The sequence below is a fragment of the Nonomuraea typhae genome (assembly GCF_009760925.1).
Lineage (GTDB): Bacteria > Actinomycetota > Actinomycetes > Streptosporangiales > Streptosporangiaceae > Nonomuraea > Nonomuraea typhae.
Genome location: NZ_VRLV01000016.1, coordinates 1 through 23512, shown reverse-complemented (window position 1 = coordinate 23512; position 23512 = coordinate 1). Strand labels below are relative to the sequence as shown.

The 23512-nt window shown below is 72.6% G+C and carries 26 protein-coding genes; 14 read left to right on the top strand and 12 right to left on the bottom strand.

The genetic code is table 11. The annotated features are described in order from the left end of the window. Positions 1-59: 59 nt before the first annotated feature. The gene (locus FVE25_RS41900) at positions 60-1424 is read left to right on the top strand and encodes an arylsulfatase (RefSeq protein ID WP_157253078.1); all 1365 of its coding nucleotides are present in this window, start codon (positions 60-62) and stop codon (positions 1422-1424) included. Between the two features lie 17 nt (positions 1425-1441). Here the strand turns inward: FVE25_RS41900 and FVE25_RS41895 are convergent, their stop codons facing one another. Beyond that, entirely contained in the window at positions 1442-2197 is a 756-nt protein-coding gene (locus FVE25_RS41895; RefSeq protein WP_157253077.1) for a helix-turn-helix domain-containing protein, read from the bottom strand. A gap of 70 nt (positions 2198-2267) precedes the next feature. On the opposite strand from FVE25_RS41895, the gene FVE25_RS41890 reads away from it, so the two are divergent. Together FVE25_RS41890 and FVE25_RS41885 are read left to right on the top strand one after the other, a co-directional pair. After that, positions 2268-3074, top strand: coding sequence for a phytanoyl-CoA dioxygenase family protein (locus FVE25_RS41890; RefSeq protein ID WP_157253076.1), 807 nt, complete (start codon positions 2268-2270; stop codon positions 3072-3074). After that, positions 3071-3334, top strand: coding sequence for a hypothetical protein (locus FVE25_RS41885; protein WP_157253075.1), 264 nt, complete (start codon positions 3071-3073; stop codon positions 3332-3334). Before FVE25_RS41890 ends, FVE25_RS41885 begins: the two co-directional genes overlap by 4 nt. Here the strand turns inward: FVE25_RS41885 and FVE25_RS41880 are convergent. Both FVE25_RS41880 and FVE25_RS41875 read right to left on the bottom strand, forming a co-directional pair. Then, positions 3323-4540, bottom strand: a complete 1218-nt coding sequence (locus tag FVE25_RS41880) for a phytase (protein WP_157253074.1) — start codon at positions 4538-4540, stop codon at positions 3323-3325. The two genes, FVE25_RS41885 and FVE25_RS41880, sit on opposite strands and share 12 nt — an antisense overlap. Before the next feature lie 52 nt (positions 4541-4592). Next, positions 4593-5732, bottom strand: coding sequence for an ROK family transcriptional regulator (locus tag FVE25_RS41875; protein WP_246268289.1), 1140 nt, complete (start codon positions 5730-5732; stop codon positions 4593-4595). A gap of 105 nt (positions 5733-5837) precedes the next feature. On the opposite strand from FVE25_RS41875, the gene FVE25_RS41870 reads away from it, so the two are divergent. From FVE25_RS41870 to FVE25_RS41850, 5 genes are read left to right on the top strand one after another with little or no spacing between them, the layout of a single operon-like run. Continuing rightward, positions 5838-6566, top strand: a complete 729-nt coding sequence (locus FVE25_RS41870; protein ID WP_157253073.1) for an amino acid ABC transporter ATP-binding protein — start codon at positions 5838-5840, stop codon at positions 6564-6566. 12 nt (positions 6567-6578) lie between these two features. Then, entirely contained in the window at positions 6579-7496 is a 918-nt protein-coding gene (locus tag FVE25_RS41865) for a glutamate ABC transporter substrate-binding protein (protein WP_246268287.1), read from the top strand. Then, entirely contained in the window at positions 7496-8140 is a 645-nt protein-coding gene (locus FVE25_RS41860; RefSeq protein WP_157253071.1) for an amino acid ABC transporter permease, read from the top strand. Before FVE25_RS41865 ends, FVE25_RS41860 begins: the two co-directional genes overlap by 1 nt. After that, positions 8137-8934, top strand: a complete 798-nt coding sequence (locus FVE25_RS41855; RefSeq protein WP_157253070.1) for an amino acid ABC transporter permease — start codon at positions 8137-8139, stop codon at positions 8932-8934. The genes FVE25_RS41860 and FVE25_RS41855 overlap by 4 nt, the downstream gene beginning before the upstream one ends. Continuing rightward, complete coding sequence (locus FVE25_RS41850) at positions 8927-9874, top strand: asparaginase (protein WP_157253069.1); 948 nt, start codon at positions 8927-8929, stop codon at positions 9872-9874. Before FVE25_RS41855 ends, FVE25_RS41850 begins: the two co-directional genes overlap by 8 nt. Here FVE25_RS41850 and FVE25_RS41845 read toward each other — a convergent pair. Further along, positions 9871-10704 (bottom strand): PHP domain-containing protein, encoded by an 834-nt coding sequence (locus tag FVE25_RS41845; protein WP_157253068.1) that lies wholly within the window; start codon positions 10702-10704, stop codon positions 9871-9873. The two genes, FVE25_RS41850 and FVE25_RS41845, sit on opposite strands and share 4 nt — an antisense overlap. Positions 10705-10788: 84 nt before the next feature. Here FVE25_RS41845 and FVE25_RS41840 point away from each other — a divergent pair, with 84 nt between their 5' ends. The 4 genes from FVE25_RS41840 to FVE25_RS41825 all read left to right on the top strand — a co-directional run bounded on the left by FVE25_RS41840 (position 10789) and on the right by FVE25_RS41825 (position 14132). Beyond that, positions 10789-11883, top strand: a complete 1095-nt coding sequence (locus FVE25_RS41840; RefSeq protein WP_157253067.1) for an LLM class flavin-dependent oxidoreductase — start codon at positions 10789-10791, stop codon at positions 11881-11883. A gap of 36 nt (positions 11884-11919) precedes the next feature. Then, a complete protein-coding gene (locus FVE25_RS41835) occupies positions 11920-12993 on the top strand; it encodes an LLM class flavin-dependent oxidoreductase (protein WP_157253066.1) in 1074 nt (357 codons plus the stop codon). Then, positions 12990-13577 (top strand): FMN reductase, encoded by a 588-nt coding sequence (locus FVE25_RS41830; protein WP_157253065.1) that lies wholly within the window; start codon positions 12990-12992, stop codon positions 13575-13577. The genes FVE25_RS41835 and FVE25_RS41830 overlap by 4 nt, the downstream gene beginning before the upstream one ends. Before the next feature lie 108 nt (positions 13578-13685). Then, on the top strand, positions 13686-14132 hold the full coding sequence (locus tag FVE25_RS41825; RefSeq protein ID WP_157253064.1) for a DUF5946 family protein: 447 nt from the start codon (positions 13686-13688) through the stop codon (positions 14130-14132). Positions 14133-14208: 76 nt separating this feature from the next. On the opposite strand, the gene FVE25_RS41820 is transcribed toward FVE25_RS41825, so the two are convergent. Genes FVE25_RS41820 through FVE25_RS41790 form a run of 7 tightly spaced genes read right to left on the bottom strand, consistent with a single transcriptional unit; the run spans position 14209 to position 18828 of the window. After that, on the bottom strand, positions 14209-14553 hold the full coding sequence (locus FVE25_RS41820; RefSeq protein ID WP_157253063.1) for a GNAT family N-acetyltransferase: 345 nt from the start codon (positions 14551-14553) through the stop codon (positions 14209-14211). A gap of 39 nt (positions 14554-14592) precedes the next feature. Beyond that, a complete protein-coding gene (locus tag FVE25_RS41815; RefSeq protein WP_157253062.1) occupies positions 14593-15504 on the bottom strand; it encodes an SGNH/GDSL hydrolase family protein in 912 nt (303 codons plus the stop codon). Positions 15505-15543: 39 nt separating this feature from the next. Further along, positions 15544-16227 carry a type 1 glutamine amidotransferase gene (locus tag FVE25_RS41810; RefSeq protein ID WP_157253061.1) on the bottom strand — a complete coding sequence of 228 codons (684 nt, stop codon included), beginning with the start codon at positions 16225-16227 and terminating at the stop codon, positions 15544-15546. After that, positions 16220-16618, bottom strand: coding sequence for a DUF5655 domain-containing protein (locus tag FVE25_RS41805; protein WP_157253060.1), 399 nt, complete (start codon positions 16616-16618; stop codon positions 16220-16222). Before FVE25_RS41805 ends, FVE25_RS41810 begins: the two co-directional genes overlap by 8 nt. Continuing rightward, on the bottom strand, positions 16615-17322 hold the full coding sequence (locus FVE25_RS41800; protein WP_157253059.1) for an MntP/YtaF family protein: 708 nt from the start codon (positions 17320-17322) through the stop codon (positions 16615-16617). The genes FVE25_RS41805 and FVE25_RS41800 overlap by 4 nt, the downstream gene beginning before the upstream one ends. A gap of 54 nt (positions 17323-17376) precedes the next feature. Next, positions 17377-18117 carry a sulfite exporter TauE/SafE family protein gene (locus FVE25_RS41795; protein WP_246268285.1) on the bottom strand — a complete coding sequence of 247 codons (741 nt, stop codon included), beginning with the start codon at positions 18115-18117 and terminating at the stop codon, positions 17377-17379. A 9-nt stretch (positions 18118-18126) separates the two neighbouring features. After that, positions 18127-18828: a Dph6-related ATP pyrophosphatase gene (locus FVE25_RS41790; RefSeq protein WP_157253058.1), complete on the bottom strand. Its 702-nt coding sequence runs from the start codon at positions 18826-18828 to the stop codon at positions 18127-18129. 58 nt (positions 18829-18886) lie between these two features. Here FVE25_RS41790 and FVE25_RS41785 point away from each other — a divergent pair, with 58 nt between their 5' ends. Beyond that, the gene (locus FVE25_RS41785) at positions 18887-20125 is read left to right on the top strand and encodes a hypothetical protein (protein ID WP_157253057.1); all 1239 of its coding nucleotides are present in this window, start codon (positions 18887-18889) and stop codon (positions 20123-20125) included. A 50-nt stretch (positions 20126-20175) separates the two neighbouring features. Then, positions 20176-22920 carry a hypothetical protein gene (locus FVE25_RS41780; RefSeq protein ID WP_157253056.1) on the top strand — a complete coding sequence of 915 codons (2745 nt, stop codon included), beginning with the start codon at positions 20176-20178 and terminating at the stop codon, positions 22918-22920. On the opposite strand, the gene FVE25_RS41775 is transcribed toward FVE25_RS41780, so the two are convergent. Continuing rightward, on the bottom strand, positions 22917-23512 hold a 596-nt coding region (locus FVE25_RS41775), incomplete at its 5' end, for an AMP-binding enzyme (protein WP_157253055.1). The two genes, FVE25_RS41780 and FVE25_RS41775, sit on opposite strands and share 4 nt — an antisense overlap.

The window sequence follows — 23512 nt, the reverse complement described above, 5'->3', positions numbered from 1 at the left end:
CGCCCGCGGTTCACCGGTCGTTGGGCGGGCGTTCCGCCCAAGCCTCCAAGGTGTCCGTCATGATCTCCGGGCCCTCCCGCCGCACCCTGCTCACCGGCGCCCTCGCCGGTCTGCCGCTCCTGCCCGCCACGGCCGCCCCGGCGTCCGCGCACGCCGCGAGGCCGCCGAAGCGGCCGAACGTCGTGGTGATCCTCGCCGACGACCTCGGCTGGGGCGAGGTGGGGTTCCAGGGGCAGCGGGCGATCGCCACGCCCAACCTGGACCGGCTGGCGGCCGAGGGGGTGCGCTTCGAGCAGGCGTACTCGGGGGCGCCGCTGTGCGCGCCGTCGCGCTGCGCGCTGCTGACCGGCCTGCACGCCGGGCACGGCACGGTCCGCGAGAACCCGGAGGGCGGCCCGCAACGCTCGCTCACCGAGGCCGACCTGACCTTCGGCGGCCTGCTGCAGCTGGCCGGATACGAGACGGCCTGCATCGGCAAGTGGGGGTTCGGGCCGGAGCTGCCCGGCCAGCCCTCGCACCCGAACGAGCGGGGCTTCGGCGAGTTCTTCGGCTTCATCGGCCACCGGGCCGCGCACCGCTACTACCCGGAGCGGCTGTGGCACAACGGCGAGATCGTCCCCTTCCACGGGAAGGCGTACGCGCCCGACCTGTTCCGCGAGCATGCCGTCCGCTTCATCCGCAAGGAACGCGACCGGCCGTTCCTGCTGTACTACCCGACCACGCTGCCGCACTCCCCCAGCGTGGTGCCCGGAGGCGCCGGGCCGTACCGCGACCGGCCGTGGAGCGGGCCGAACCAGCGGCACGCGGCGCAGGTGAGCAGGCTGGACTCCGACGTGGCCGCGCTGGTGCGGGCGCTGCGCGACAGCGGGCAGGCGGGCAACACGCTGGTGGTGTTCACCGGCGACAACGGGCCGCACAGCGAGAAGGGCGTCACGCCGGAGCTGTTCGACAGCAACGGCCCCTTCCGCGGCGACAAGCGCGAGCTGTACGAGGGCGGCATCCGGGTGCCCATGCTGGCCTGGCACGCCGGCATCGCGCCGAGGGTGGAGCGGCGGCCGGTGGCGTTCTGGGACGTGCTGCCCACGCTGGCCGAGCTGGCCGGGATGCCCGTCCCCGGAGGGCTGGACGGGCTGTCGTTACGGCCCGCGCTCACCGGCGGGCGGGCGCCGCTGCGCCGGCACCTGATCTGGAACCGGCCGCGCAAGGTCCAGGCGATCCGGCGCGGGCGGTGGAAGGCGATCAGGTTCGCGCCGAAGATCGCCGGGGCGGGGCCGGAGGGGCGGGTGGAGTTGTACGACCTGCGCGACGATCCGGGCGAGCGCCGGGACCTGGCCGCCGCCCGGCCTGAGCTGACCGCGGGCCTGCTGGCCGAGCTCGACGCCGCGATCGGGCCCGACCCGCGCACGCCGTACCGGCCCGGCTGAATCACGGCCCGGCCGAGTCAGGGCGCGCGGAGAGCGCGTGGTGAGGCGCCGAACTCGCGGCGGCACGCCTTGTTGAACGCCTGCAGGTCGGGGATGCCCACGGCGGCGGCCACCGCCGGGATCGGCAGGGTGGTCGCGGTCAGCAGGTGGCGGGCCTGCTCCAGGCGCCGGCGGCGGATGTGGGCGACGACCGTGCGCCCGGTCTCGGCGCGGAAGAGCCGGGTCAGGTGGTTGTGGGAGATCCCGGCGGCCCGCGCGACCTCCGGGACGGTCAGCGGCCGGGCCAGGTTGGCCTCGATGTGGGCGACGGCCAGGCCGACGGCGGCGTGCGGGCCGGCGGACTCGGCCAGGCGGGCCACGCGCCACAACGCCGTCCACACCGCGGCGGCGGCCATCGGCGGCGTGCTCCGCGCGGCGGTGATCGCCTGGCGCAGCAGGTCGCGCAGCAGCGGAGTGTCGGCGCCGGCGTCCTGCATCAGGGGCACGGTGACGGGCTCGCCACCGGCGGGCAGGCGCAGGTGCGCGTACAGGTGCTCGGAGCGGCCCTCGTAGAAGAACTGCACCGTCTCGTCCGGCGGGATCAGGCTGACGTGACCGGGCCGGATGTCGTGGGTGAGGCCGCCGACGGTCAGGCGGGCGGCGTAGCCGTACACGTGCAGCTGCCACAGCCCGCGCAGGCGGAAGATGTCGCGGCGACGGCCGACCCCGTGCACGCCGACCCCGGCCGCCGCCACCTCGGGCGGGGCGCCGAGGTGCGGGGTCACCCGGTCCATGGTGAAAAACTACCAGTAATGGTGAATCACGCCCACGCATCAGCAGGGGCGGCGAATCTACCGTTGCCGCATGGAAACCACACTTCTCACCTCGGTGGAGGTCGCGGGGTTCGTCGCGCGGGGGTTCGTGCGGCTCGACGCCGTGGTGCCGCGCGAGCTCAACGAGGAGGCGCCGCGGGCGCTGGCGGCGGGCATCCCGCCCGTCGCGTACGGCACGCCGCTGCCGCTGGCCTTCCCCGCGGGCTCCTTCGCCCGCCGGCTGACCGAGGTGCCGCGCGTGGCCGGGGCGCTGCGCAGCCTTCTCGGCCCGGACCCCGTGGTCGACCACCACCACGTGCACGTGCGCGAGCCCGGGGGCGGCAGCGCCCAGCCGCTGCACGGCGACGCCATCATCGACACCCGCGCCGACGCCTTCGACGTGCAGCTCATGTACTACCCGCACGAGGTCACCGCGGACATGGGCGGCACCCTGCTCGTGCCCGGCAGCCACCTGCGGCGCACCAACGAGAGCGACACCGGCCGCTACCAGAACCTGCGCGGGCAGATCAGGCTGACCTGCCCGGCCGGCACGGTGCTGCTGCTGCACCACGGCATCTGGCACGGCGGGCGGCGCAACGACAGCTCCCGGCGCCGCTACATGTTCAAGATCCGCTTCAACCCGGCCGTGCCGCAGGTGCGCCTGTGGGACACCGCCGACCTGGACGACCCGGCGGTCGCCGAGGAGCTGTCGGCCCGTTTCCCCTGGTACGAGCCGGCCACCGGGCGGCTGGAGATCTACAACCGGATCGGGCTGTGGCGCGCGATGACCGGCGACGACACCTTCGACGTCGACCACTGGGCCACCAGGGTCGCCAACCGCCCCGGGAGGAGCGCGTGAAGCAGCAGGTCCTGGTCCTCTACCTGGCCACCTCGGCGTTGGACTCGCCCGTCGTCGGCTGGGCCCGCTACGACGGCACCGGCCGGACCCGGCCCACCACCGGCGACGGCGACGAGCCGCCCTACGACAGCGGGGTCGCCGCCCTGCGGGACGGCTGGCGGCTCTTCCAGGCCGCCCAGCTCATCCCGCCCTACCCGGGTCACGAGTACGGCACGTCGTTCCTCAAGCACGAGTTCTTCTTCGAGAAGCTAGCGGATTAGCCTCGCGTCCCACGGCACGTACTTGAAGTTGGTGTTCTCACGGTCGCCGTCCGCCGGGGTGTTCTGGCCGTCGTGCACGACGAGCAGGCCGTTTGCGAACCTGCCCAGCGGCTCGCCGACGACCATGGCGCCGTCGCTGTGCTCGGTGGCGTCGACGCCCCGGCCGGCGCCGACCCTGAACGAGGTGACGAACGCGTTGCGGCCCTCGCGGCGGTAGGCGGCGAAGGTGTTGTCACCCTGGCTGGAGGCCAGCAGGTAGCCGTGGCCGCCCTTGCCGTACCAGATGGTCAGCCCCTCGGCGTCGGCCGCCAGGTGCTCGCCGCCGTATCCGCGATCCTCGCCGGGCACGCACTCCTCGGTCTCCGGGTCGTAGCTGTCCTGCCTGCCGTACTCCTTGACCTTGTCGACGAGGACCGGCTCGCCGGACAGGTCGGCGCGCAGCCGCCAGATGCCGACGTCCTCCTGGGCCGCGTACAGCACGTCCCGGTCGCGGTCCACGACCATGCCCTCGACCTGCGCCAGCTCACCGGGCTCCCCGCACGGCCGCCACGTGGAGCCGTCGGGCAGCTCGAACGCGCGCGGCAGATCGACGGTGCGCACCAGCCGGTAGCCCACCTTGCCGCGCCGCTCGCTCAGCCTGGCCAGCCCGATCCGGGTCTGATGGCGGCGGCTGACCAGCGCGTAGTCGCCGCCGCCGTCCTGCCACGTGGCCAGGCCGTAGGCGGTGCGGGCCTCGTTGACCTGGTCCTGGTCCTTGTTGAAGACGTACGGCACGGCCGGGTCGGTCACGTCGGCGAGCTTCAGGCCGACCGGGTCGATGGCGTAGAAGCGGAGCTGGTCGCGGCCCCGGTCGGAGACGACGGCCAGGTCCCGGTCGTGGAAGCCGTAGACCAGGTCCACGTTGTTGAAGCGGCCGGGCTCGTCGTCCCCGCCGGGCGCGGGCGGGGCGGCGAGGTGCTGGAGCTGCCGGCCGCCGAGGTCGTAGACGTACAGCCCGCCCTCCTTGGCGGTGGCGATCACCAGGCTGCGGGCGGAGTCCTTCTTGTTGACCCAGATGGCCGGGTCGTCGCCGTTGGCGTTGCCGCCGGCCTCGTCGTCGAAGAGGGCGGGCGTCTCGGCGACGGGGGTGAGCGCGGGCAGGTCTCCGGCGAGCGCGGGTGCGGCCGTGACGGCCACCAGCACAAGGGAAAGGAGGAGGGTACGCATGCGCGGAGTGTCGCGCTCGCGCCGGAACGCGGGGTGAACGGCGGGTGAGCGCTCAGAGGACGGCGTCGAGCAGGAGCGAACCGGCACCGAGCAGCGCCACGTCCTGCCCGGCGCGGGCCGGGGCGATCTCCAGCTCGCGGGTGGCCAGCGGCAGGCAGCGCTCGTAGACGGCCGCCCGGATCGAGGCCAGGAGCGGCTCGGCGGCCGACAGGCTGCCGCCGACGGCGATGACGTCCGGGTTGAAGAAGTTGACCAGGACGGTGAGCACCTCGCCGATCAGCCGGCCGGCGGTGCGGACCAGGCTGGTGGCCTCGGGGACGGCGTCGTTGACGAGGTCGACGATGCCGGCGGGGCGCTCGACCAGGATGCCCGCCTCGGCCAGCGCGGCCTGGAGGGCGGCGCCGCTGGCGTACGCCTCCAGGCAGTCGCGGTGGCCGCAGGCGCACACGATCGAGGAGTCGGTGCGCACGCGGACGTGGCTGATGTCGCCGGCCGCGCCCCTTCCCCGGTGCAGGCGGCCGTGGACGATGACGCCGCAGCCGATGCCGGTCCCGGCCTTCAGGACCATGAGGTTGTCGGCGCCCGGCCAGGATCTGGCCTCGCCGACGGCCATGAGGTTGGCGTCGTTCTCCACCAGGACGGGCAGGTCGTAGCGGGCGCCCAGGTACTCGGCGACCGGGAAGTTGTTCCAGCCGGGCATGCGCGAAGGGCCGACGACCCGGCCGGTGGCGGGGTCCACCGGCCCCGGGATGCCCGTGCCCACGCCTCTCAGGGGGACGCCTTCGGGGGCGTGGGCCTCCAGGAGGTCGTCGAAGGCGTCGGCCAGCCAGTCCAGGACCGCTTCCGGCCCAGCTGTTATGTCGGCTTCGCGCTCCTGGATGGTCAGAGGGTTGCCGCTCAGGTCGAGCAGGCCCAGCCGTACGTGATGGGCGCCGAGGTCGGCGACGGTCAGCACGCCCGCGCTCGGGGACAGGCCCAGTTTGCGGGGGCGGCGGCCGCCCCGCGAGGTTCCGGAGCCCTCCTCGATCAGGAGTCCGGCTTCGAGCAGCTCCTCCACGCGCAGCGACACGCTGGAGGCCGCGAGGCCAGACAGCCGCGCCAGATCCGCGCGTGATTCGGCCTGCCCGGTGGCGACGAGCCGCAGGAGATCCCCCTGCGCCCCCGTCACCGGCAGTCGCTCTTTGCCAGACATGTGCAGATGAATACCACGCTTTGCCTTAGTGCGACAACGTGTTGACTTACCCCGAAATCATCCATTACGGTCCGCTCTATCTTCGAAATCGAAGGAAGTTTCTGAATGATTCGGGCTACCGGGCTGAACAAGTGGTTCGGCGAGCACCACGTGTTGCGCGACGTCGATCTGGAGGTCGCGCGGGGCGAGGTCGTCGTGGTCGTCGGCCCCTCGGGGTCGGGCAAGTCCACGTTGTGCCGCTGCCTCAACCGGCTGGAGACCGTGCAGCGGGGCGAGATCCTCATCGACGGGGTGCCCGCCCCGCTGGAGGGCCGTGCGCTGGCCGGGCTGCGGGCCGACGTCGGCATGGTCTTCCAGTCGTTCAACCTGTTCCAGCACATGAGCGTGCTGGACAACATCACCCTCGCCCCGGTCAAGGTGCGCGGCGACAGCCGTACCGACGCGGAGAAGACCGCGCGGGAACTGCTCGACCGGGTGGGCATCGGGGCGCAGGCCGGCAAGTACCCGGCGCAGCTGTCCGGCGGGCAGCAGCAGCGCGCCGCCATCGCCCGCGCCCTGGCCATGCGGCCCAAGGTGATGCTCTTCGACGAGCCCACCTCGGCCCTCGACCCCGAGATGGTCGGCGAGGTGCTCGACGTCATGACCGGCCTGGCCGCCGACGGCATGACCATGGTCGTGGTCACCCACGAGATGGGCTTCGCCCGCCGCGCCGCCGACCGGGTGGTGTTCATGGCCGACGGCCAGATCGTCGAGCAGGGCGCGCCGGCCGCGTTCTTCGACGACCCGCAGACGGACCGGGCCAGGGACTTCCTGGCCAAAGTACTGACTCACTGAAGGATGGTGTCCATGAAGAAGATGGCCGCTGTCGTCGCCATGTCGCTGCTCGGCCTGGCCGCCTGCTCCAGCGGCGGAGGCGGCGCGAACCCCGCCGTGCCGGGAGAGGCCAAGCCCGCGGCGGGCGACCTGCTCGCCAAGGCGCCCGTCGCCGAGGCCGCCGCGCTCCTGCCCGGCTCGACCATGGAGAAGATCAAGAAGCGGGGCGAGCTGCTGGTCGGCGGCTCGCTGGACGCGCCCCTGCTCTCGCAGCAGAACCCGGTCACCGGCGAGGTCGAGGGCTTCGACGCCGCCATGGGCAAGGCGCTGGCCAAGTACATCATCGGCGAGCCCAAGGTGAAGATCGTCAACTCGGCGTCGGAGACCCGCGAGGCGCTGCTGTCCAACGGCACCGTGGACGTGGTCTTCCAGACGTACACGATCACGCCGGAGCGGGCCAAGCAGGTCGCCTTCGCCGGGCCGTACTACGTCTCGGGCCTGTCGATCGCCGTCAAACAGGGCACCACGGGCATCGCCAAGCCCGAGGACCTCAACGGCAAGACGGTCATCGCCGGCGCCAACACCCCGGCCATCCCGGCGATCAAGAAGCTGGCGCCGCAGGCCGAGATCGTCACCTTCGGCAGCGACCCCGAGTGCATGCAGGCGCTCAAGCAGGACCGCGGCGTCGCCTACGTCCAGGACGAGACCCTGCTCGCGGCCAACGCGCAGAAGGACCCGTCGATCCAGGTCGTCGGCAACCCCTTCACCGAGGACCCGTACGGCATCGGCCTCAAGCACGGCGACGACCAGTTCAAGAAGTTCGTCAACGACTGGCTGACGAAGATCCAGTCCGCGGGCGTCTGGCAGCAGGCGTGGAAGGACTCCCTGGGCACCGTCGTCAAGGGTGAGGCGCCCAAGCCGCCGGCGATCGGCTCGGTGCCGGGTTCCTGATGTCCGTCCTCCTGGACCATCTGCCCGAGTTGTGGCAGGGACTCCTCATCACCCTCCAGCTCACCGTCGCGTCGTTCCTCGGCGCGGCGGTGCTCGGGGTCCTGGTCACCGCGCTGCGGGTGAGCCCGGTGCCCGTGCTGCGGGCGCTCGGCACCGTCTACGTCGAGACCTTCCAGAACCTGCCGCTGCTCGTGCTGCTCGTCCTGGTGTTCTTCGGCTTCCCGTACATCGGGATCAAGGGGCCGGCGATCCTCACGGCCATCGTGGTGATCGCGGTGTACGAGGCGGCGTACGTGGCCGAGGCACTGCGGTCCGGGGTCAACTCCGTCTCCAAGGGACAGGGTGAGGCCGCCCGCGCGCTCGGGCTGACGTTCACCCAGTCGCTGCGGCTGGTCATCCTGCCCCAGGCGCTGCGGACCGTCGTCCAGCCGCTCGGCAACGTCACCATCCAGCTCGTCATGGCCACCGCCCTGGCCGGCGCCATCAGCGTGGTGGACCTCACCGAGGAGGCCAAGCGGATCAACCTCGTCGAGGCCCAGCCGATCGCGATCTTCGTGGGCTCCGGCGCCGCCTACGCGGCCATCGCGGGGCTGATCGGCCTGACGGCCGGATGGCTGGAGCGCAGGCTGGTGATCGTGCGATGAGCACCCTGCTGTTCGACGAGCCCGGCCCGCGGGCCAGGCGGCGCATCAAGATCGCCACCGTGCTCGGCGCGCTGGCCGCGCTGGCCCTCGTGGTGCTGGCCGTACGGCAGTTCGCGGCCAACGGGCAGCTCGGCGCCGAGCAGTGGGCGCCGTTCGCGACCTGGCCCATGTGGCGTTACCTGCTCGGCGGCGCGTGGTCGACCGTGCTGGCGGCCGTCGTCTCCGCCGCCCTGGCCATGGCGCTCGGCCTCGTCCTCGCGCTGGGCAGGCTCTCCGCGCGCCGCTGGCTGCGCGCCCCCGCCGCCGCCTACGTCGAGGTCGTGCGGACCATCCCCGCACTGCTGCTCGTCTACGTCGTGCTGTTCGCGCTGCCCAAGTACGGCATGGACCTGCCGCTGTTCTGGAAGCTCGCCGTCCCGCTGACCGTCTCCAACGCCGCCGCGTTCGCCGAGATCTTCCGCGCCGGCATCCTGTCCGTCGAACGCGGCCAGACCGAGGCCGGGCTCGCCGTCGGCCTCACCCGCGGCCAGACCCTGCGGATGATCGTGCTCCCGCAGGCCGCGCGCCGCGTGCTGCCCTCCATCGTCAGCCAGTCCGTCGGCCTGCTGAAGGACACCTCGCTGGGCTTCATCGTCAGCTACGGCGAACTGTTCTACTCCGGCAAGGTGCTCGCCGCCTACAACGGGCTGCTCATCCAGACCTACCTCGTGATCGCGCTCATGTACCTCGTGGTCAACGCCTCCCTGTCCAAGCTCGCCAGAGTGCTGGAGCGAAGGAGTTCCGCCCGTGTCTGAATACGCCGTCCTCGCCGAGGTCGTCCGCTCCGGCTTCGTGGAGAGCCTGCACTACGGCAGCGCCGTCGGCCTCGGCCCCGGCGGCACGCCCGAGGTGCGCCTCGGGCAGCCTGACGCGCCGGTGCTGCCGCGCTCGTCGGCCAAGCCGTTCCAGGCGCTGGCCTGCCTGACCTCGGGCGCCGCCCTGACCGGCCCCCGCCTGGCCATCGCCGCCGGCAGCCACACCGGCGAGGACATGCACGTCACGCTCGTGCGCGACCTGCTTCATGAGCACGGCCTGGCCACCGGCGCCCTGCGCTGCCCGGAGGACTGGCCGGAGGACGAGACCACACGCCACCGCCTCATCCGCGAGGGCGCGGGCAAGACCCCCGAGCGCATGAACTGCTCCGGCAAGCACGCCGCCATGCTCGCCGCCGCCGTGGCCAACGACTGGTCCACGGAGTCGTACCTGGCCGCCGAGCACCCGGTCCAGCGGGCCGTGCGCGCGGCCGTGGAGGACCTGTCCGGTGAGAAGGCCGCCGCCGTGGCGGTGGACGGGTGCGGCGCTCCCCTGTTCGGCATGTCGCTGACCGGCCTGGCCCGCGCGATCCAGGGACTCGTGCTGGGCGCCCCCGGCTCCGCGCCGCGCCAGGTGGCCGACGCCATGCGCGAGCACCCCGAGTACGTGGGCGGCACCGGCCACCAGAACACCGAGCTCATGCGGGCACTGCCCGGCGCGGTGGTCAAGGGCGGCGCGGAAGGCGTGCTCGTGGCGGCCCTGGCCTCCGGGCACACCGCGGCCGTGAAGGTCATCGACGGCAGCCCGCGGGCCACGACCGCCATCGCGCTGACGGTGCTGGAGCGCATGGGCTGCGACGTCTCCTCCGCCGCCGCCTTCGCCCGCGTCCCCGTCCTGGGCGGCGGCCTGGAGGTCGGCGAGATCCGCGCCGTCCGGCTCTAGCCGGTCGGTCTTCTGTCCAGGAGGGCTTCGTAGGCGTCCGGTGACGTGGTCTCGCAGCCCAGCCGGTGCCCGGTCAGCTCCCCGTGGTCGTCGCTGGAGCCGGTGACCACCAGTCCCAGGTCACCGGCGAGCCCGCGCAGCCGGGCGCGGGCGGCGGGGTCGTGGTCGGGGTGGTCGGCCTCCACCCCGGCCAGCCCGGCGGCGGCCAGGTCGGCGATCCACGCGTCCGGCAGGGTGTAGCCGCGCCTGGCCGCCTTCGGGTGGGCCAGCACCGTGACCCCGCCCGCTGCCCGCACCAGCCGCACGGCATGCTCCGGGCCGGTCGCGTACCGCGTCACGTGGGCCCGGCCGCCGGTCCCGATCCACTCGGGGGTGAAGGCGTCGGCCGGCGTGGGGACGACGCCCAGCTCGGCCAGCACCCGGGCGATGTGCGGCCGGCCCACCACCCCGTCGCCGGCCAGGCGGGTGACCATGTCCAGGGTGATCGGGACGCCCAGCTCGGCCAGCTTGGCCACCACCGCCGCGGCCCGTCCGTCGCGGCCCTCCAGCACGCGCCCGCGCTCGCGGGCCAGCTCGGGATCGTCCGGCGCGAACCAGTAGGCCAGCATGTGCACGCTGAGGCCGTCGCGGCGGCAGGACATCTCCATTCCGGGCACCAGCGTCAGCCCGGCCTCCCGGGCGGCGTCCCCGGCCGGGGCGAGACCCTCCGTGGTGTCGTGGTCGGTGAGGGCCAGGATGCCGACACCGGCCGCCCGCGCCCGCCGTACCACCTCATCGGGCGGCTCGGTGCCGTCGGAGGCGGCGCTGTGGCTGTGCAGATCGATGCGCATGATCTGATTCTGGCGCGGGCGGAATAAGGCGGCGGCACGGCGTGCTGAAGTCACCAAAATAGACCGTCAAGATTGGTGACTAAAATGCAGTTCGGCATCTTCAGCGTGGGCGACGTGACCAGGGACCCGGTCAGCGGCCGGACCCCCGCCGAGCAGGAGCGCATCAAGGCGATCACCGAGATCGCGGTGAGGACGGAGGAGGCGGGGCTGGACGTCTTCGCCATCGGCGAGCACCACAACCCGCCGTTCATCCCGTCGTCGCCGACGACCGTGCTGGGCTACATCGCGGCGCTCACCTCCCGGCTGATCCTGTCCACGTCCACGACGTTGATCACCACCAACGACCCGGTGAAGATCGCCGAGGACTACGCGACGCTGCAGCACCTGGCCGACGGCCGGGTGGACCTGATGATGGGCCGCGGGAACACGGGACCGGTCTACCCGTGGTTCGGCCAGGACATCCGCAACGGCATCCCGCTGGCCGTCGAGAACTACGCCCTGCTGCACCGGCTCTGGCGGGAGGAGGTCGTGGACTGGACCGGCACCTTCCGCACGCCTTTGCAGGGCTTCACCTCGACGCCCCGCCCGCTGGACGGGGTGCCGCCGTTCGTCTGGCACGGCTCCATCCGTTCCCCCGAGATCGCCGAACAGGCGGCGTACTACGGTGACGGATTCTTCGCCAACAACATCTTCTGGCCGAAGGAACACTTCCAGCGCCTCATCGGCCTCTATCGCGACCGCTTCGAGCACTACGGCCACGGCAGCCGCGAGCAGGCCGTCGTCGGCCTGGGCGGGCAGGTGCACGTCCGGCCGAGATCACAGGACGCCGTCCGCGAATTCCGCCCCTACTTCGACAACCACCCGGTGATGGGCCACGGCCCCTCTCTGGAGGAGTACATGGCCGAGACGCCGCTGACCGTCGGCAGCCCCCAGGAGGTCATCGACAAGACGCTGGCCTTCCGCGACCATTTCGGCGACTACCAGCGCCAGTTGTTCGTCGTGGACGGCGGCGGCATGCCGTTGCCGAAGGTGCTGGAGCAGATCGACATCCTCGGCGAGCAGATCGTGCCCGTGCTGCGCAAGGAGTTCGCCATCGGCCGCCCGGCGGGCGTACCGGACGCCCCCGTACACGCTCACGCCGCCGGGAATAAGCGGGCGGCCGCCGGCGCTCACGTGTAGAGTTGAAAGTTCAACAATCAAGGCTGGTGATGAAAAGTGCAGTTCGGCATCTTCAGCGTGGGTGACGTGACGGCCGACCCGACCAACGGCCGCACCCCCACCGAGAACGAGCGCATCAAGGCGATGGTGACGATCGCGCTCAAGGCGGAGGAGGCCGGGCTGGACGTGTTCGCGACGGGTGAGCACCACAACCCGCCCTTCGTGCCGTCGTCGCCGACGACCATGCTGGGCTACATCGCGGCTCGCACCTCCCGGCTGATCCTCTCGACCGCGACCACGTTGATCACCACCAACGACCCGGTGAAGATCGCCGAGGACTACGCGATGCTTCAGCACCTGGCCGACGGCCGGGTCGATCTCATGATGGGCCGCGGCAACACCGGACCGGTCTACCCGTGGTTCGGCCAGGACATCCGCAACGGCATCCCGCTGGCCGTCGAGAACTACGCGCTCCTGCACAAGCTGTGGCGCGAGGACGTCGTGGACTGGACCGGCACCTTCCGCACGCCTTTGCAGGGCTTCACCTCGACGCCCCGCCCGCTGGACGGCGTCCCGCCGTTCGTCTGGCACGGCTCCATCCGCTCCCCCGAGATCGCCGAACAGGCGGCGTACTACGGTGACGGATTCTTCGCCAACAACATCTTCTGGCCGAAGGAACACTTCCAGCGCCTCATCGAGCTCTACCGCGAGCGCTACGCCCACTACGGGCACGGCACCCCCGAGCAGGCCGTCGTCGGCCTCGGCGGCCAGGTGTTCATGCGCCCCCGCTCGCAGGACGCCGTCCGCGAGTTCCGCCCCTACTTCGACAACGCCCCCGTCTACGGCCACGGCCCCTCCCTGGAGGACTTCACGGCCGAGACGCCGCTGACCGTCGGCAGCCCCCAGGAGGTCGTCGACAAGACGCTGACCTTCCGCGAGCACTTCGGCGACTACCAGCGTCAGCTCTTCCTGATGGACCACGCCGGGCTGCCGCTGAAGACCGTGCTGGAGCAGATCGACCTCCTCGGCGAGGAGGTCGTGCCCGTGCTGCGCAAGGAGTTCGCCATCGGCCGCCCCGCGAACGTGCCCGACGCCCCCACCCACCTGTCCCGACTTGGAGAGAAGTCATGAAGCTCGCCGCCGTCACGGCCGGACTCACCCAGCCCTCCGCCACCCGCCTGCTGACCGACCGCCTGGTGGAGGCGACCGTCCGGGAGGCCGGCGAGCCCGTTGAGGTCCAGGTCGTCGAGCTCCGCGACCTGGCCACCGACATCGCCCACAATTTCGTGACAGGTTTCGCCGGCAAGGCGCTGCGCGCCGCCCAGGAGACGGTCACCGCCGCCGACGGGCTGATCGCGGTCACCCCGATCTTCACCGCCTCCTACAGCGGGTTGTTCAAGTCCTTCTTCGACGTGCTCGACCCCGAGACCCTGCACGGCAAGCCGACGCTGATCGCCGCCACGGGCGGCACGCCCCGGCACTCGCTGGCGCTGGAGCACGCCCTGCGCCCGATGTTCGCCTACCTGCACGCGATCGTGGCCCCCACGTCCGTGTACGCGGCGGCCGAGGACTGGGGCAACGACGAGGGCCTGGCCGAGCGCGTCGGCCGGGCGGGCGCCGAACTGGCCGGGCTCATGCGTCACCGGGCCCCGGCCAAGGAGGAACGCCTCGTCCCCTTCGCCGAGCACCTGGCCGCCCTGTCGCGCGACGCCTGACCCCCGCACGGAGCAGGTGAGGTGCCGCCCCCGGAGGCGCGGGCGGCACCGTTCCACCGGCCCGAAATCGCGTTGCGACGGCCGGGCGCGACCGGCCATCCTGTCCGCATGCCCGGTTGCCCGGAATGCGGTGCGCCCTCGGACCGTTGCGAGCGGTTCTTCCACGAGCTGATCATCCTCGACTACTCCGGCCGATCGCCGTGGGCCCCGCTTCACGCCGTCTCCGTGTCCTGCTACTTCTTCCAGCACCCCTCCCTGGTCGCCGGGCAGGAGTTCTATTGGGCGCTGCTGCACCTCTACCTCCGCGACGGGCAGGACGCCCTCATCGCCCATACGGTGCGGGCGCGCAGGCGCAACTCCCACCGGTACGGCGGGCGTGCCCCGACGGTCGAGGACTTTCCGGGGGCTCCGCCGTACCCCGGGCCCGCCGTGGCGCCGACGACGTTCGCCACCACGATCGAGGACGTGGCGGCGGACGGCACCTTCCCCGCCGGCGGATTCGCGGACCGGGCCAGGGCCTGGGCGGAGGCCACCGTGGCCGCCTGGGGTTTCTGAGCAGGCCCAGCCGGACCTGCCGCCGCACGTCCCGCAGCCGGCCGGCGGGGGTTCCGCCCGAGGGCGCCGGCCGTGGTCAGGCGCGCAGGCAGGCGGTCAGCCGGCGCTGGGCGGCGGTGCCCACGCCCCTGCCGCGGTGGGCGGGTAGCACGGACAGGGCGATGGACCAGCACCAGGAGGTCTCCCGGGGACCCCAGATGCGGATGAACCACTTCACGTACCCGGCCACCTCGCCGTCGGCCACGATGGTCAGCCGGCCGCCCTCCGGGGTGAGGAGGCCGGTCTCGGCGAGGTTCCGGCGGGCGGCGCGGCGGTCGCGGTGGCCGAACCACTGGTGGTCACCGGCGCCCTCCCTGCCGGCGGTTCCGGCGTCGACGACGTCCAGGTCGGATTCGGTGACCGGCCTCAGCACCACGTCCATGTCAGATCTCCCATACGAACGGCACGGCCGTACAGGATGTCAGGTGTCGGAGGGTTTGACGATTTTCAGCACGGTGCGGGCCTGGTGGTCGGCGCCGAGCTGGTTCGGGTGGAACGGGATGGCGGGGCCCAGCGGGTCGGTGGACAGCGGGAGCAGGCCCTCCACCCACTTCACGCCGGGGCGCCGGCAGACGTCGTGGCCGCGGCTGGTGGTGTAGGTGTCCACGAGGCGGACGCCGCTCGCGCGGGCGACGCGGGCCAGCATGGCGTTGAGCTCGCGGAGCTTGGCGGACAGCCAGTCCATGTCGAGGTCGGTGACCTGGACGTACGGGTAGCAGCCGCCGGTCTCGGGCAGTCCGGCCAGGTAGTCGACCAGGAGGATTTCGGCCCGGGGCGCGCGCCGCTTGATGCCCGCGATGGCCGCGGCCACCTTGGGCGCGCTTGCTTGGATATTTCGGGACATGTGGTCGACCCCGTCCTTCACCCAGCGCTTCTTGCACGGCGCCCCGAACGGAGCCGGGAGCGTGGCGCCCGGCAGCAGCGTGAGCGTGGGCAGCAGGGCGATGCACTGGGCGACCGCCGCGGCCAGGCCGGCGTCGTTGCCGCCGATGCCCAGCGTGACCAGGTCGGTCATGGGCGTCAGCCGGTCGAACTGCGGGGCGTTGACGCCGTCGATCAGGCCCCTGATCCGGTTGACGTCCTGCGCGCGGGTCATGTGGTCCGTGGTCGCGCCGCCGCAGGTGGCATCGCGGAAGACCCGCGCGCCGATCGCCGCGGCGACCTGCTTGGGGTAGTTCTTCGAGCTCTGCGCGCAGCCGCTGGGCACGTGCTTGGTGGTCAGGTAGAGGATCGAGACGTCGGCGCTCCAGGAGTCACCCAGCGCGACGTACTCGCGGACACCGTTGGCAGGCGCGGTCAGCAGGCCCGCGGTGAGGAGCAGGGGTAGCAGCACCCGCCCATTGTGCCGTCACCCAGTGTGCACGCGCGGCTACTATCCGGTGATCAGCGTGGCGAACCGCCCGACCACCGTCCGCCAGATCGGGGTGGACACCGGCTCGTCGGCGACCGCGCGGGCATACACCTCGTCGGGGTCGAAGCCATCCACCTCCCACTGCCTGATCCGCTCCGGCAGCACCTCGGGGTGGAACTGCACGCCCCACGCCCGCTCCCCCACCCGGAACGCCTGATAAGGGCAGCGCTCGGTCGAGGCCAGCCAGACGGCGCCGGGCGGCAGCGCGGTCACCGCGTCCACGTGGTGCTCGACCGCCGGCACCACCTCCGGCAGCCCGTGGAAGAGCGGGTCGGCCGCCGCCTCCGCCCGGATCGTCACGGGCGTGCTGCCGTTCTCCGGCGCGCCCGCGTCCGGCGTCACCACCCCGCCGGCCACGTGCGCGAGCAACTGGCCGCCCAGGCAGATGCCGAAGTACGGCACCGCCCGCTCGATCGCCTGCACCGCCAGCTTCCGCGTCTGCGCCAGCCAGGGCGCGCGGGCGTCGTCGTCCGGCATGAAGCCGCCGCCCATCACGACCATCGCGTCGTGTTCCAGCGTGTACGGCGGCGCCGCGCCCTCGGCGCAGTTGACCACCTCCACCCCCAGCCCCGCCTCGGCCAGCCAGTCGCCGAAGCGGCCGGGGTCCCCGGAGCGGGTGTTCTGCACGATGAGGACCTCAGGCATCACTGGCCTCCGCCAACCAATCGAGAATCCGCCCGTCCACGTCCTCGGGACGGGTGAGCTTGAAGAAGTGCGCGTAACGCCCGCCGCTCATGGGGATGCTCCGCGCGAGCAGCGGATGGGTGACCTCCCGGGCCATCGTGATCTCCACCTGCAGGCTGCGCGCCTTGGGGCGGATCTCGGCGAACTTCCGCTCCGCCTTGAGGAAGACGCCGACGCCGACGGCGTCCTCGTGCACGGGGCCGAGGGGTTCGACCAGCCGATCGTAGATCTCCCGGTATGCCTCCGGCCAGGGGGCGAAGACCTCTTCCACCGTGCGGCCGGGCACGCAGACGTGCGACTGGCGGGCCCGGGCGAACTCGCGGTCGCAGCGGGGGCAGAGCCAGCGGGTCATTCGCGGTGCATGGGCCGTGTGGTGTCCTCGCCGCCCTGGGGCTGCTGCGGCTCGAACAGCGAGCCGGGCTCCTCGGACGGGCGCTCGAAGGCGCGGGTCTCACCCTGCGGGCGGTAGGCGGGCGGCGCGTCGGCGCCGAACGGACGCTGGAACGCCTCCTGTCCCGGCGGGCGCTGGAAGGCGTCCGGCCCGGATGGGTGCTGGAGCGGCTGCGGCTGGTAGGCGGGCGGGGCTCCCTGGCCGGGCGGGGGCGGGTAGCCACCCGGCGGGTACGGCGCCGCCGTACCGGACGGGCGTCTGGACGCGCGCCAGCGCGAAGGGAAGCACGAGGCCACGAGCATGCCCACGCCGAGCAGGAGCGCGATGCCGGTGTACACCATCGTGTAGAGGCCGCGGTTGAGCGGGTTGGGCACGAAGTCGGGCAGCAGCCGGAGGCCGAGCGTGATCTCGAGGGGCGCCAGCAGGCCGAGGGCGGTGAAGAGCAGCCCGCCGATGAGCGTGGCGACCGGTGAGATGCGGGAGCTGAACAGGAACGCCGCCAGCACGCCCGTGAGCGCCATGACGGCGGCGGCGCCCCAGGGCGGGGTGAAGGTCTGGGCGGCGTAGTTGAACTGGTCCACGCCGTAAGAGAAGCCGATCGCGAGCAACGGCGTCAGCAGGAGCCCCGCCAGGACGCCGAGTCCGTGCCGTGCACCGTTGGACATCTGTGATCCCCCGTTCCGGTTAGTGCCATAACCTACCTCGTTGCCCGGGATCGGTCACGGGCTCGTATAGGTGTCGTAGCCGAGTTTGGCGGCCACCGCGAGGCCGCAGGCGGCGGCCAGAAAGCGCAGGCTGTGACCGGGCAGCCGCCGGGCGATCTTGGGGCCGACCCAGCCGCCGAGCAGGAATCCGGCGGCCAGCGGGGCCACCGCCGGCCAGTCGACCGGGCCGAACAGCGCGAAGGCGACGGCCGCGACGGCGTTGGCCAGGCCGGTCAGCACGTTCTTCATCGCGTTGACCTTGGCCGCCGTGTGGTCGAGGACGGCGGAGAGTACGGCGAACATCAGGATGCCGCCGGCCGCGCCGAAGTAGCCGACGTAGATCGCCACGCCGAACATCGCCAGCCTGGCCACGGTCCCGTGCTCGTGCAGCCCGCCGCCGCCGGGCGGCCGGATGAGCAGGAGGGAGGCGGCGGCGATGAGCCAGGGCATGATGAGCTCGAAGGTCCGCGCCGGGGTGACGAGCAGGAGCGCTGCTCCGGCGGCGCCGCCGGAGGCGGTCACCCAGCCCAGCCGCAGCACCCTGGCGCCCTCGCCCTCGAGCTCGGGCCGCGAGCCGGCGGCCGCGCCGATGCCGGCGAACAGCAGGGCGATCGTGTTGGTGACGTTGGCGGTCAGCGGCGGCAGGCCGAAGGCGAGCAGCGCCGGATAGGAGACGACCGAGGCGAGGCTGACCACGGTGCTGATGATCCCGGCGGCGATCCCCACGCCGGCCAGACCCAGCACCCATTCGATCACCCCGACATGCTAGGAGGTGCCGTCCGGCTCGCCGTCGCCGGGGTCGGGCACCCGGATGTCGGCGAACCACACGCCGTCCCTGAGCACCTTCTCCCCGACGGCGTACGGCAGGGGCCGCCGGAAGATCGGGCCGCCGACCACGACCGTGTGGTATTCGCCCTTCTCCCCCGCCAGGTCCACGCCCGCCCGGCCGAAGCGGCGGATCATGTCGCGGTCGATGACCTCGCCGAGCAGGCCGGGCGGCAGGAGGCCGTCCCTGACGGCGACCAGGACGGCCTGGAATCCGGCGTCCACGACTTCTTCCATGAGCCCGGCCCGCTCCCGTCCCCAGAGGGGCAATTCGGCGTCTGCTCCCGCCCGGGAGGATGTTGATATAACCCATTCGCGATGGGATTCGATATCCATATCGCCAAAAATCCCGAGGTCTACGCCATCCGTCACGGCGTCCGCCACGGCCGCCTGAAATATCCGCTCATAATCGGCCCACGTCGCAGAAGCGAACCGGATCGGGAGGCCCATGGCCGCGGCCTGCCGTACCAGGAGGTCACGGCTGAGCCCGTGGGACCGCGACCGCTCTCCCGTTTCGGTCATCATGGTGATCAGACGTTCGGGAATTCCACCGGACCGGATGGCGTGGTGCAGGGCGAGCGCGGAGTCCTTGCCCCCGCTCCACGACGTGAAGAATCGGCGTCCGGTAAGCGCGGATTTCATGGCCGCCATCGTAATTCCCGGGCCGTGGTGCGATAGTGACGGGGTGTCCAGTGATCCTTTGGCGAGGTCCATCGGGCGGCGGCTGGTCTTACGCAGCGGCCTGCTCACGGCGGGGGTGCTCGCCGGGATAGCCGTGGCGAAACCGGCCACGGGTTCGGTGTCCGTGACGATGCGTGAAGGGCGGAAAGCCGTGCCGGCCAATCGAGCGGTTCCCCCGGTGGTGCGCTCGGCGCAGGAGCTCATCGACCGCGGGATCCCCTTCCCCGAGCCGCCCCGCGCGGCGACGGCGCTGCCGATCACGTCCAACGGCACCACCTACGAGATGGCCCAGCAGCTCACCTGGCTCGACCGCGACCACTTCGCCGTCGGGCGCTGGGACGGCTCGATGAGCGTCTTCCGGTTCACCGACTCCGACGTCTCCGGCCCGCTCATCAACGAGGCCGTGGCCAGTCCCGCCTTCCAGGGCGTGCGGATGCTGGCCGCCCTGCCCGGGCAGTCGTTCGCCAGCTCCAACGACGACCGCTCCATCGCCCTGTGGGTGGCCGGCAAGAAGGGCTGGGCGGATCTGCGCTCGACCGGCACCTTCGACTACAACCCCGCGCTCGGAGTGGCCACCGGCGCCCGCGGAACCCCGCACGGACTGGTCGTGGGGCACACGACCGGGCACCTGTCGATCTGGAAGCACACGCCGTGGGACCGGCGGCTGCGCTTCGTGCGCGCCGTCGACGTGCGCAACCCCCGCCCGGTCAACCCCTGGGGGCTGCACGACATCCACTCCATCGCCGCGGCCGCCGGGACGGGCTCGCTCTCGCGCGTGGTGGCGGGGTCGGAGGACGGCTACGTGTCGATCGTCGAGGTCCCCTCCGGCAGGATCCTCTCGCAGGCGGTCTTCAATCCGCGGGCCCAGCGGGGCATCAACAGCCTGTCGGTCAGCGGTGACAGCCTCCTGGTGGCCAACTGCTCCGTCGGACCCCAGGACCACAACCTCTGGTACTACTCCATCGACCCCGGCACCTGGCAGATCACCCTCGTCGACAAGGCCAACCTCATCGTCGACGCCACCCGGCCGCAGGCGTTCAACTTCGCGGTGACCTGGGGCGCCTACGCCGGAGGGCCCTGCTGGTTCGCCTCGACGGAGGAAGGCGCGCTCTGGATGGGCACCGCCGACACGGGGCTCGGCGTCCTCGGCTACCAGGCCGTCACCAGCCCGCTCGGCTCGACCCTCGGGTACGCCACGGCGCCGGGACGGCTCGTCATGGTCGCCTACGACCTCTACGAATACACCACGGGTGGCTGAGTCCGACAAGTCAGCGTGACAGCAGCAAGATGGGGTGCAACCCTCAATGCATGGAGGAATTGATCACGGCGCTGACCGAGGGAAAGAGCGGTCTCATCGCGGTCGTGCCGGAGATCGACGGCCTGGAGGGCGCGGGCACCACCACGGCCGCGCAGGCCGCCTGCGCCGACCCCCGGGTGCGCGCCCGCTTCCCCCGCGGCATCGCCTGGCTCACCGTGGGCGCCGACCCGCGCCACACGCTCGGTGACCACCTGGTCGAACGCGCCCTGGAGGTCGGCGGCGACACCGGCCCGGAAGACTGGATCGAGGTCCTGCTGGGCAGCGACGACCTGGCCGCGCAACCCGGCGAGGGCCTGGTCGTGCTGGACGGCGTGCGCGTCCCGCACGCGTCGATGCTCGCCGTCGTCATCGCCCACCGGGCCAGCGTCCTGGTCACCGCGCGCACGGCCCGCGGCCTGCCCGGCGGGGCCACCGTGATCACCCTTCCGGTACGGCGCTGGCCGCTGCTCGACCGGCTGGCCGGCTCGCTCAGGACCCGGCCGGCCCGCGAGCCCGACCTGCGCGACCCGGCCGCCCGCGAGAGCGCGGTGCACGAGGTGCTGGAGACCGGGCTGATCCGCGCCGAACTGCCCGAGAGCGTCGCCCGGCTGCTCGAACTCGGCGTCTTCGCCGCCGACCGGAACATCCCGACCGGCCTGGCCCGCCTGCTGTGGTCGCGCACGGCCGGGCTGTCGCCGATCGAGGCGGACCTGACGCTGACCGGGCTCAGCGCGCTCGGCCTGCTCACCGAGGCCCCCGACCGCGACGTGCTCCTGGTGACCGACGCCGTCCGCGGCTACCTGCGCGCCGCCCTCGGCCCCGGCGGGCTCGAGCGGGTCCACCGGGAACTCGTGACCGCCATCGACCAGAGCGCCGACGTGGCCGCCTCGGCCGAGGACGTCGCCTACGTGCTCGCCCGCCTGCCCGGGCACCTGCGCGAGGCCGGGATGGACCTGGCCGGCCTGGTCTGCGACGGCGGCTGGATCGCCACCAAGCTGCAGGCGTCCGGCGTGGCCGCGGTCGAGCGGGACCTGGAGCTGGCCGGCACACCCCTGGCGGCGCGGCTGCGCCGTACGCTGGCGCAGAACGCGCTCGTGCTGGGCAGGCACGAATACACCGCGCCCGCCGCCCCCACCTCGGCGGCCACGCTCGCCGGGCGCCTGCACACGATCCCCGGGACCGCCCGGGAGATCACCGAACTGCTGCGCGGCTCGGGCTCGCCGTGGCTGGAATGCCTGTGGGCGCCCCCCGACCTGCCGCCGCCCGCCCTGCGCCGGGCGATGGGCGCGCGGGGCGAGGAGAGGTACGGCGTGGCCATCAGCCCCGGCGGCGACTGGCTGGTGACGGCCGACGAGATCTGCACCGCGACCGTGTGGAACCTCGACGGGACGGTCCGGACGGTGCTCACGGGCCACGAGGACGACGTCACCTGCGTGGCCATCGCGCCGGACGGCTCCTGGCTGGCCACCGGCAGCGACGACGGCACCGTGCGCTTATGGGCGGCGGACGGCACGCCGCGGCAGGTGCTGGAGGCCCACGAGGAGCCGGTGCGGCACGTGGTGATCGCGCCGGACGGCTCCTGGCTGGTCTCGTGCGGCGAGGACCTGGTGGCCTGGTCGCCGGACGGGCGGCTGCGGTGGCGGGCGGCCACCGAGATCGAGGACGGCCACCGGCCGGTCATCGGGCCGGACGGCGCCTGGCTCACCTACCGGGACCGGACCTGGGCCTGTGACGGCAGCCCGGGGGTGGCCATGCCCGTGCCCGTGTCCGCGCCGGATCCGGCGGCCGCGTTGCGGGCGGCCGGGCACTTCGACCGGCTGGATGTGACCGGCCTGGCCCTGGCTCCCGGCGGCGCCTGGGTGGCGAGCGTCGGCCTCGACGGCGTCATCCGGCTGTGGGACGCCGAGCCCGGCCTGCCCGCCCACGACGAGCACCTGCGGCGCCGGCCGATGCGGGCGGTCGCCGCCCTGGCCGACGGCAGCGGCCTGATCACGGCCGACGCTCCCCGGGGGCTGACGCTGTGGGACGAAAACGGCAGCGCCCGCCGTACGCTCCACGACCGGGCGGCGTTCACGGCGGTGGCCGGCTCCGCGGACGGCGCCCTGCACGTCGCCGCCGACGACGAGGGCCTGTTGTGGCTGATGGACGGCGAGGGCGGCATCCTGCGGCGGATCCGGCTGGCCGCGCCCGGCCGGGCGGTGGCGGTGGCGCCCGACGGCTCGTGGGCGGCGGTGGCCGCGGGGGACGCGGTGCAGTTCTGGCGCGCGGACGGGCGGATGCTGGCGCAGGCGGCGATGACGATGCCGCGGCACCTGGCGGTGGCGCCCGGCGGCGAGTGGGTGGCGGTGGGCGGGGCCACGGTGCAGGTGTTCGACCTGTCCGGCAAGCGGATCGTGCCGGTGCTGGCCGCCGGCTCGCCGGTGTGCGGGCTGGCCGTGGCGCCGGGCGGCACGTGGATCGCCGCCGCGACCACCTGCGGCACGATCCGCCGCTGGGACCGCACCGGCATGCTCGTGGACGAGTTCGAGGAGCAGAGTGCCGCCGTCGCCGTCGCGGCCGGGCCGTTCGGCAGGTGGCTGGCCACGGCGACGGAGGATCGCGCGGTGCGGATCTGGGACGTGCGGGAGCGGCGCTGCATCGCCGCCCTCCACCTCGACGCCGAGCTGACCGGCTGCGCGTGGACGCCGGGCGGCACCCGCCTGTATGCGACGGGCGCCGCCGGTCTGTACGGCCTGCGGTTGCACCTGCCGCGCTAGAGGAGGTCGGCGGCGCGTTCCCGCATCTCGACCTTGCGGATCTTGCCGGTGACCGTCATCGGGAAGGCGTCGACGACGTGGACGTAGCGGGGGATCTTGTAGTGGGCCAGCTTGCCCGCGCAGAACGCGCGCAGCGCCGTGTCCGTGAGCGGGTCGGCGCCCTCCTTCATGATGATCCAGGCCATGAGTTCCTCGCCGTACTTCTCGTCCGGGACGCCGATCACCTGCACGTCGGCGATGTCGGGGTGGCGGTAGAGGAACTCCTCGATCTCGCGCGGGTAGACGTTCTCGCCGCCGCGGATGACCATGTCCTTGATCCGGCCGACGATGCTGACGTAGCCGTGCTCGTCCATGCTGGCCAGGTCGCCGGTGTGCATCCACCCGGCCGCGTCGATGGCCTCGGCGCTCTTATCCGGTTCGTCCCAGTAGCCGAGCATGACCGAATAGCCGCGCGTGCACAGCTCGCCCGGCTCGCCACGCGGCACCGTCAGCCCGCTGTCCGGGTGCACCACCTTGACCTCCACGTGCGGCATCACCCGCCCGACCGTCTCCGTGCGGCGCTCCAGGCCGTCGCCGGGCCTGGTCATGGTGG

Excerpts from the sequence above, each read along its gene's own strand:
- FVE25_RS41860 (WP_157253071.1), top strand. The coding sequence starts at position 7,496 with ATGTCCGTCCTCCTGGACCATCTGCCCGAGTTGTGGCAGGGACTCCTC.
- FVE25_RS41875 (WP_246268289.1), bottom strand. The coding sequence starts at position 5,732 with ATGTCTGGCAAAGAGCGACTGCCGGTGACGGGGGCGCAGGGGGATCTC.
- FVE25_RS41800 (WP_157253059.1), bottom strand. The coding sequence starts at position 17,322 with ATGTCCAACGGTGCACGGCACGGACTCGGCGTCCTGGCGGGGCTCCTG.
- FVE25_RS41840 (WP_157253067.1), top strand. The coding sequence starts at position 10,789 with ATGCAGTTCGGCATCTTCAGCGTGGGCGACGTGACCAGGGACCCGGTC.
- FVE25_RS41855 (WP_157253070.1), top strand. The coding sequence starts at position 8,137 with ATGAGCACCCTGCTGTTCGACGAGCCCGGCCCGCGGGCCAGGCGGCGC.
- FVE25_RS41890 (WP_157253076.1), top strand. The coding sequence starts at position 2,268 with ATGGAAACCACACTTCTCACCTCGGTGGAGGTCGCGGGGTTCGTCGCG.
- FVE25_RS41825 (WP_157253064.1), top strand. The coding sequence starts at position 13,686 with ATGCCCGGTTGCCCGGAATGCGGTGCGCCCTCGGACCGTTGCGAGCGG.
- FVE25_RS41865 (WP_246268287.1), top strand. The coding sequence starts at position 6,579 with ATGAAGAAGATGGCCGCTGTCGTCGCCATGTCGCTGCTCGGCCTGGCC.
- FVE25_RS41820 (WP_157253063.1), bottom strand. The coding sequence starts at position 14,553 with ATGGACGTGGTGCTGAGGCCGGTCACCGAATCCGACCTGGACGTCGTC.
- FVE25_RS41780 (WP_157253056.1), top strand. The coding sequence starts at position 20,176 with ATGGAGGAATTGATCACGGCGCTGACCGAGGGAAAGAGCGGTCTCATC.
- FVE25_RS41900 (WP_157253078.1), top strand. The coding sequence starts at position 60 with ATGATCTCCGGGCCCTCCCGCCGCACCCTGCTCACCGGCGCCCTCGCC.
- FVE25_RS41845 (WP_157253068.1), bottom strand. The coding sequence starts at position 10,704 with ATGCGCATCGATCTGCACAGCCACAGCGCCGCCTCCGACGGCACCGAG.
- FVE25_RS41805 (WP_157253060.1), bottom strand. The coding sequence starts at position 16,618 with ATGACCCGCTGGCTCTGCCCCCGCTGCGACCGCGAGTTCGCCCGGGCC.
- FVE25_RS41790 (WP_157253058.1), bottom strand. The coding sequence starts at position 18,828 with ATGAAATCCGCGCTTACCGGACGCCGATTCTTCACGTCGTGGAGCGGG.
- FVE25_RS41830 (WP_157253065.1), top strand. The coding sequence starts at position 12,990 with ATGAAGCTCGCCGCCGTCACGGCCGGACTCACCCAGCCCTCCGCCACC.
- FVE25_RS41895 (WP_157253077.1), bottom strand. The coding sequence starts at position 2,197 with ATGGACCGGGTGACCCCGCACCTCGGCGCCCCGCCCGAGGTGGCGGCG.
- FVE25_RS41870 (WP_157253073.1), top strand. The coding sequence starts at position 5,838 with ATGATTCGGGCTACCGGGCTGAACAAGTGGTTCGGCGAGCACCACGTG.
- FVE25_RS41880 (WP_157253074.1), bottom strand. The coding sequence starts at position 4,540 with ATGCGTACCCTCCTCCTTTCCCTTGTGCTGGTGGCCGTCACGGCCGCA.
- FVE25_RS41810 (WP_157253061.1), bottom strand. The coding sequence starts at position 16,227 with ATGCCTGAGGTCCTCATCGTGCAGAACACCCGCTCCGGGGACCCCGGC.